The organism is Mycobacterium sp. (assembly GCF_032159765.1).
GTDB lineage: Bacteria > Actinomycetota > Actinomycetes > Mycobacteriales > Mycobacteriaceae > Mycobacterium.
Genome location: NZ_JAVHWM010000039.1, coordinates 68,735 through 76,362 on the forward strand (window position 1 = coordinate 68,735; position 7,628 = coordinate 76,362).

Annotated in this window: 7 protein-coding genes; 3 read left to right on the forward strand and 4 right to left on the reverse strand. The window is 66.6% G+C overall.

Annotated features, from left to right (window positions below; genetic code table 11):
- Window positions 1-31 precede the first annotated feature (31 nt).
- Window positions 32-1,618, reverse strand: a complete 1,587-nt coding sequence (locus QOH60_RS04535; RefSeq protein ID WP_526417546.1) for an FAD-binding oxidoreductase — start codon at window positions 1,616-1,618, stop codon at window positions 32-34.
- A gap of 116 nt (window positions 1,619-1,734) precedes the next feature.
- Here QOH60_RS04535 and QOH60_RS04540 point away from each other — a divergent pair, with 116 nt between their 5' ends.
- The 3 genes from QOH60_RS04540 to QOH60_RS04550 are packed head-to-tail and all read left to right on the forward strand — an operon-like array spanning window position 1,735 to window position 5,484.
- Entirely contained in the window at window positions 1,735-3,768 is a 2,034-nt protein-coding gene (locus tag QOH60_RS04540) for an SDR family oxidoreductase (protein WP_526417548.1), read from the forward strand.
- 4 nt (window positions 3,769-3,772) lie between these two features.
- Entirely contained in the window at window positions 3,773-4,468 is a 696-nt protein-coding gene (locus QOH60_RS04545) for a histidine phosphatase family protein (RefSeq protein ID WP_526417550.1), read from the forward strand.
- A complete protein-coding gene (locus tag QOH60_RS04550; RefSeq protein ID WP_526417552.1) occupies window positions 4,465-5,484 on the forward strand; it encodes a nucleoside hydrolase in 1,020 nt (339 codons plus the stop codon). The genes QOH60_RS04545 and QOH60_RS04550 overlap by 4 nt, the downstream gene beginning before the upstream one ends.
- A 3-nt stretch (window positions 5,485-5,487) precedes the next feature.
- Here QOH60_RS04550 and QOH60_RS04555 read toward each other — a convergent pair whose 3' ends face one another.
- The 3 genes from QOH60_RS04555 to QOH60_RS04565 all read right to left on the reverse strand — a co-directional run.
- Window positions 5,488-5,910 carry an organic hydroperoxide resistance protein gene (locus QOH60_RS04555; RefSeq protein ID WP_526417554.1) on the reverse strand — a complete coding sequence of 141 codons (423 nt, stop codon included), beginning with the start codon at window positions 5,908-5,910 and terminating at the stop codon, window positions 5,488-5,490.
- Complete coding sequence (locus tag QOH60_RS04560) at window positions 5,907-6,356, reverse strand: MarR family winged helix-turn-helix transcriptional regulator (RefSeq protein WP_526417556.1); 450 nt, start codon at window positions 6,354-6,356, stop codon at window positions 5,907-5,909. Before QOH60_RS04560 ends, QOH60_RS04555 begins: the two co-directional genes overlap by 4 nt.
- Window positions 6,357-6,398: 42 nt before the next feature.
- The coding region (locus QOH60_RS04565) for a DNA polymerase Y family protein (protein WP_526417558.1) at window positions 6,399-7,628 on the reverse strand (1,230 nt) is incomplete at its 5' end.

Consider the following 7,628-nt stretch of genomic DNA (forward strand, 5'->3'; position numbering starts at 1 on the left):
GAGCCCACGTGACGACTCTGCCAGATCCTCATCACCTCTCGTGATGCCCGTCGGCGTCCAGGAGTACACCCGGGTTCATGATTCCGGCGGGGTCCAGCGCAGCTTTTGCCGCACGCAGAGCTTTCGCGAACGGATCGGGCCGTTGGCGGTCGTACCACGGCCGATGATCGCGACCGACCGCGTGGTGATGGGTGATGGTGCCGCCGTTGTCATGAATAGCCTCGGACACCGCCATCTTGATCTCGTCCCACTGCTCGACGAGTGCGTCCCACCGGCCACCGGCGTACACGCCGTAGTAGGGGGCGGGACCGTCGGGATAGACGTGCGTGAACCGGCAGGTGACGACGCCTGCGCCGCAGATCCGTTCGACGGCGCTGCGGGCGGCCTCGGTAATTGCCGCGTGAAGATCGTCGAATTGGGCCCAGGTACAGGCGGTTTCGAAGGTTTCCGCGATGACGCTGCGACGGGCGAGCGCGTCACGCTGGTACGGCATACGCAGGAATGAGGACCGCCATGTGGCCGAGGCGTCAGTACCCTGACTATCCCGGCTGCGTTCGGAGATGACCGTGCCGCGGTGTTCGGCCGCGATGGCCAATGCCCGTTCCATCCACGCGGTGACTGGGTGGTCGGCGGACTCGAACGCGAGCACGAGCAAGCCGCCGGCCGTCGGCGTACCGGCATTGAGGAACGCCTCCGCAGGGTCGAGCAGCCGGCAATTCGTTGGGTACAGCCCCGCTTGCGCGATCGCTCGCGTCGCGGTGACGGCGGCCGTCCACTCGTCGAACGTCACCGAGGCCGTCGCGTGCCAACGCGGCCGATCCTGCACGCGCATCCATGCTTCGGTGATGACGCCCAGTGCGCCCTCCGAGCCGAGGAACAAACGGTCCGGAGACGGCCCCGCACCGGATCCCGGCAGCCGCCGGGACTCGCTGATGCCGGACGGGGTGACGACGCGCATCGACTCCGTCAGGTCGTCGATATGGGTGTAGAGGGTCGCAAAGTGTCCGCCCGCGCGGGTGGCCAGCCATCCCCCGAGCGTCGAGAACGCGAATGACTGCGGAAAGTGCCGAAGCGTGAATCCGCTTGGTCGCAATTGATTTTCGAGGTACGGCCCGAAAGTGCCGGCCTGAATCCGGGCGGCCCGGCTGACGTCATCGATCTCGACCACCGCGCCCATCGAGCCGAGGTCCATCGTGACTGCAGGCCCGTCGAAACGCGGTTCGACGCCGCCGACGACCGAACTGCCGCCGCCGTACGGAATCGCCGGGATCGCTTCCCGGGTGCACCAATCCAGGATGTCGATCACGTCCTGTTCCCGACGCGGCCGGGCGATCAGGTCGGGGACGCGGTCGAGTTGCCCGCGGAGGTTGCGCACGACGTCGCGAAACGCCTTTCCGCGCGCGTGAGCCGCACGGTCGACGGGGTCCGACGAGAACAGCGCCGTGAGCGCGGTAGGCGGCGTGAGACGCGGCGGCGCTAGCCCGCCGGGGTCGAGCGGCGGGTGATCGGCGAAATCGTGGTCGGGCAGCAACGCTGAGGACCTGGCCACGAGGTCTTTCGTCTCGGCGTCGTTCAACGCGTCTTCGACGTTGCCCCATCCCCACCACGACCGCGTCACCCCCGCATTGTCGACGCTCAGTCGTCGGAAGCTACTGACGGGTAGCCCCACCCACGTGGTGAGGACCACGTCACACCTGCTTGACCTGCGCAATGACGAAGGCCACGATGACTCCCATGCGATATATCGTTACCGGCGGTACCGGGTTTATCGGGCGCCGCGTTGTGTCGAAAATTCTCGAGACCCACCCCGACGACGAGGTCGGTGTCCTGGTCCGACGGTCGTCGCTGTCCCGCTTCGAGGAACTCGCCTCCACCTGGGGTGACCAGGCGAGACCCGTCGTCGGCGACCTCACCGAAGCGCACCTCGGCCTCACCGACGAGGACGTCGACGCACTTGTCCCTTCTCCCGTCGCTTCGCTCGCCCCGGGTGGCGTCGAGCACGTCGTGCACTGCGGCGCGATCTACGACATCACGATGCCCGAGGCCGCCCAGCGCGGCGCGAACGTCGAGGGCACCAGGTCCGTGATCGAGTTCGCCCACCGACTCGGCGCAACGCTGCACCACGTCTCCTCGATCGCGGTGGCAGGCGATTTCCGCGGCGAGTACACCGAGGCCGACTTCGACGTCGACCAGAACCTGCCGACCCCGTACCACCGGACGAAGTTCGAGGCCGAACAGCTCGTCCGGTCACAGCCCGGTCTGCGCTTCCGTATCTACCGGCCTGGCGCCGTCGTCGGCGACTCACGCACGGGCGAGATGGACAAGATCGACGGGCCGTACTACCTCTTCCCCGTGCTGGCCAAGCTGGCGAAGCTGCCGTCGCTGACTCCGATGATGCTTCCCAACAGCGGCCGAACCAACATCGTGCCGGTCGACTACGTCGTCGACGCGTTGGTGTGGTTGATGCACGCGCCAGACCGTGACGGCCAGACGTTCCACTTGACGTCACCGGAACCCATTGGATTGCAGGGCATTTACCGAGGTGTCGCCGCCCAAGCCGGGCTTCCGAGGCTGCGTGCGACATTGCCGCGCGCCGTGGCGGTGCCGGTGCTGAAGACGCGCGGCCGGGCCAGGGTGATGCGCAACATGGCCGCCACGCAGCTGGGCGTTCCGCCCGAGATGCTCGACGTCGCCGACCTGCCGACCACCTTCAATTCCGATGCCACCCGAGAGGCCCTGCGCGGCAGCGGAATCACTGTTCCGAAGTTCGCCGAGTATGGACCGAACCTGTGGCGGTACTGGGCCGAGCACCTCGACCCTGACCGGGCGCGCCGAAACGACCCGCGCGGCCCCCTGGTGGGCAAGCACGTGATCATCACAGGCGCCTCCAGCGGCATCGGCAGGGCATCAGCGATCGCCGTCGCAGAACGCGGTGCGACCGTGTTCGCACTTGCACGCAGCGCGGAGGTTCTCGACGAGCTTGTCGACGAGATCCGCGAATCAGGCGGTGACGCTTATGCATTCACCTGCGACGTGACGGACTCCTCATCGGTCGAGCACACCGTCAAGGACATCTTGGGCCGGTTCGGCCACGTCGATTACCTTGTGAACAACGCAGGCCGCTCGATTCGCCGCTCGGTTGTCAACTCCACCGACAGGCTGCACGACTACGAGCGCGTGATGGCCGTCAACTATTTCGGTGCAGTACGGATGGTGCTCGCGTTGCTGCCGCATTGGCGCGAGCGCCGCTTTGGTCACGTGGTGAACGTGTCCACCGCGGGCGCACAGGCTCGCAATCCGAAGTACAGTTCCTACATTCCGACCAAGGCTGCACTCGATGCGTTCTCCGACGTCGTCGGTACCGAAACACTTTCTGATCACATCACATTCACCAATATTCATATGCCGCTGGTGCGTACGCCGATGATCGCGCCGTCGCAGCGGCTCAACCCGTCGCGGCCGATCACCGCCGAGCATGCCGCCGCGATGGTGGTGCGCGGCCTGGTCGAGAAGCCCAGCCGTATCGACAATCCGCTCGGCACGATCGCGGAAGCCGGAAACTACTTCACGCCAAAGCTCGCACGTCGGATACTGCATCAGATCTATCTCGGTTATCCCGACTCCCCCGCCGCGCGTGGAGAGGCCGAGGAGGCGCCTTCGCCGTCACGTCGGCGACCCAAACGTCCGGCCCGCGCGTCAGTGCGCAAGCTGCGGGTGCCGGGGCCGGTGAAACGCGCCGCGCGGCTGGTCCCTGGCGTACATTGGTGAATTTGTGACCACCCGAACGCGACTCACCGCGGCCGCGGTGGCCGCTGTCCTCGCCGCGCTTTTTGTGCCCGCCACCGCGCACGCCGATCGCACCATCACTCTGACGTTCATCCGCCACGCGGAGTCGACGGCGAACGCAGCGGGCTCGATCGACACCACTATTCCGGGACCGCCGCTATCGGACAAGGGCTTTCAGCAGGCCGACGCGGCCGCACACCTATTGAAAGCCGACGGGTACGACGCGATCTACGCATCGGAGATGGTCCGTTCACAACAGACCGCCGCTCCACTGGCCACCGCACTCGACAAGCAGACCGCCGTCCTGGCCGGACTCGACGAGATCAGCGCAGGCGTCTTCGAGGGTCAACCGATGACCAACATCGACCAGCTGCTCGCCGCGCCGATGGCGTGGCTGAACGGTGACCGCTCTGCGCGCATACCCGGGTCGGTCGACGGCAACGAATTCGACGCGGCGTTCGACAGCGCGGTGGCGACGATCTACAAGAGCGGTCACGCCACGCCTGTGGCGTTCTCCCATCTGCTCACGATCATGCTCGGCGTCCTGATGAACGTGATCAACCCCGACAACTCCCTGTTCAACAATCCGGGGCTGCCTAATCTGTCCCGCGTCGTGATCACCGGTAGCCCGCAGAAGGGTTGGCGGCTCACCAGTTGGAGCGGCAAGCCGCTCGTGTCGTGACGGAACCAATATTCGCCGACGTCGACACCGGCGTCGACGACGCGATGGCACTGGTTTACCTTCTCGCCAGCCCCGAAGCGAACCTGGTGGGAATCGCGTCGACGAGTGGAAACGTTGCGGTGCAACAGGTTTGCGTGAACAATCTCGGGCTCCTCGAGCTGTGCCACGCGGCACAGATTCCGGTGTCAAAAGGGTCCGACCTGCCGCTGGCCTCGGAGTTGCGCACCGCAGAGGACACGCACGGACCGCAGGGGCTGGGCTACGCCCAGTTGCCGCCGAACGACCGCAGTCTCACCGATTATGACGCCGCGCAAGCATGGGTGCAGGCGGCCCGTAAGTATCCCGGCGAGCTCGTCGGACTGGTGACAGGCCCGATGACCAACCTGGCGCTCGCGGTGCGCGCGGAGCCTGAACTGCCGAATTTGTTGCGGCGCTTGGTGATCATGGGTGGTTCGTTCTGGTACCGCGGTAACACCGACCTCGTCGCGGAGTGGAACGTCAGCGTCGACCCCGAGTCCGCGGCTGAGGTGTTCGCCGCATGGTCGGGGCGGTCTACGCTACCAATTATCCTGGGGCTCAACCTGACCGAGAACATCGCGATGACGCCGGCGATCTTCACGCGGCTTGCGGAGGCCGCACAGTCGTCGTCGGTGCCGATGAGCGTGCTAGACCCTCGCGGCACCCGATCTACGGCGTCGAACCCGCTGATTCGAGTGCTCGAGGACGCCATCCGCTTCTACTACGAGTTTCACTTCGACCAGGGCGAGGGGTATCTGGCGCATCTGCACGATCCGCTGGCGGCGGCAGTTGCCCTCGACCCGGCACTGGTCGAATACCGGATGGCTACCGTCGATGTCGAGCTGGCAGGCACGCTGACGCGGGGCATGACGATCGCTGACTGGTCGGGGCAATGGGGGAAGCCACCGAACGCCGACGTCGGCGTGTCCGTGAACCCCGATGCGTTCTTCGACCGGTTCATCGAGCGGGTGGGGACGTATGCCCGGCGACTGGCATGACGGTCAGTCGTCGGTCACCACTAGGTCGACGTCGACATTGCCGCGCGTCGCATTGGAATACGGGCAGACCTCGTGCGCCTTCTCGGCGAGCCGGAGTGCGGTGGCGTGGTCGACGTTAGGCAGCGTTATTTCCAGCACGACCGCGAGGCCGAAGCCGCCGCTGTCCAGCTGTCCGATTGAAACCCGCGCCCCCACAGCTGAATCGGAGATGTCCGCCTTCTCCTGACGGCCCACGCGCCGAAGGGCGGAGTGGAAGCACGCTGCGTACCCGATGGCGAACAGTTGCTCGGGATTGGTGCCGTCGCCGCTTCCGCCCATTTCCTTCGGAATCGCCAGCTGCAGGTCCACCTTGCCGTCCGAGCTACGGGCATGTCCGTCGCGTCCGTCTCCGGTAGTCAGTGCCTCGGCGGTGTAGAGCGCTTTCATGCGGTTTCCTTTCCTAGGGATGCGGTCAGCGCATCGGTGAGTCGCCGGACCGCATCGCGCAGGTCGGCAGCGTCTTGTTCGGTCAGACCCGTTGACGGGAATAGCCGCTCCGGGATGCATTGGGCACGGCGTTCGAGTCCGCGCCCGGCGGGAGTGAGGGTCACGTCCACCGACCGTTCGTCGGCGTTCGATCGCTCCCGGCGCACAAAACCGTTGGCCTCCAGCCTTTTCAGCAGAGGTGACAGGGTTCCCGAGTCGAGTTGCAGCCGGTCTCCGAGCCGGCCGACGGAAATGCGTCCCTCTTCCCAGAGCACCAAGAGCACCAAGTACTGCGGATAGGTCAGGTTCAGCTCACGCAATATCGGCCGGTATGCCGCTGTCATCGCGCGCGATGCCGAGTACAGGGCGAAACACAGATGGCGATCGAGGCTGAGCGTGGCGGCCATGCCATAACGATAGCGCACAATTGAGTTGTGCACAACTAATGGCTATTCGTAGATGCCCTCGAGGTACCAGCGTCGTTGCCGATAGCACAACAGGAATGCCTGCTCCTCGACCAGCACCTGCGCGCGGGCAGTCCGCCCTGTCTTGACGTCGGGATCCCACCAGCGTTCATCGACCGGCCACGGGCCCGCCCACCAGCGCAACTGCCCCTTGCGATCCGGCGCCCGCAGCTGCACCGGATCGGCGGAAAACACTCCCCTGGCGGTCACGCTCACCGGATTGCCTTGTGCATCAAGGAGTTCCACGGGTTGGTCGAGAAGTACTGACGGCGACGGCTCCGGCAGCCGACCTGGCCATGGCTGCCGCGGATCAGCCCGCGGCACGAGTTCGTCGCCGAGCGGCACCAGCGTGATCCGCTCCGCCGGCCCGCGGCCACCGGACAACACCGGCACCTGGACCGCCTCCTGCCCGAGCAGTCCCTGTACCCGCACCAGCGCGCGTCGTGCCCGGAGCCGGTCTTCCTCACCGAGGGATCCCCACAGCGGAAGCTGCAACGCCTCCGCCGATACCACCTCCACCGGCTTCAGCCGCAGCATTGTCACCGGAGCGGTCGGCCGATCCGCGTGGGCGCGCCTGTTCAGCCAGCCGTCCAGTTGCCAGCGCACCCGGTCGGCGGTGGCGTCCTCGGTGAGCGGCTCCGCGCATCTCCAAACCCGGCTCAGCTCTTCACCGTTGGCGGTGACGGCGTGGATGGCCAGCCGAGTGCATCCGACGCCGGCCGACATCAACGTCTGGTGCAGCTGGCTGGCCAGCGAACGACCGGCGAACGCCGCCGCGTCCACCCGGTCGATGGGCGGGACGCACCGCATCTCGGCGTCCAGTTCCTGCGCGGGCTCACGCCCCGACGGACCGCGTTCCGGCTCTCCACGGGCGAACCGGTGAGCCACCACCGCGTCGGCGCCGAACCTTGACGACACGTCGGTGCGGGACAACGCCGCAAACTGGCCTATGGTGCGAATCCCCAACCGCCACAGCAGATCTGCCAGCTCCGCCCGGCCGTCACCGGACAGGCTCGGCTCGGTGGCCAGCTCGCGGATCGACAGGTCGGCCAGGAACGGCGCGTCCTCGCCGGGTTCGACGACGCGGCCAGCGCGCGCGGCGAACACCGCGGTGGGCAGCTGATCGGCGATGCCGGCCTGGCACTCCACTCCGGCCGCCGACACCGCGTCGATCAGTCGCTCGGCCGCGCCGGACTCGGTGCCGAAGTAGCGCGC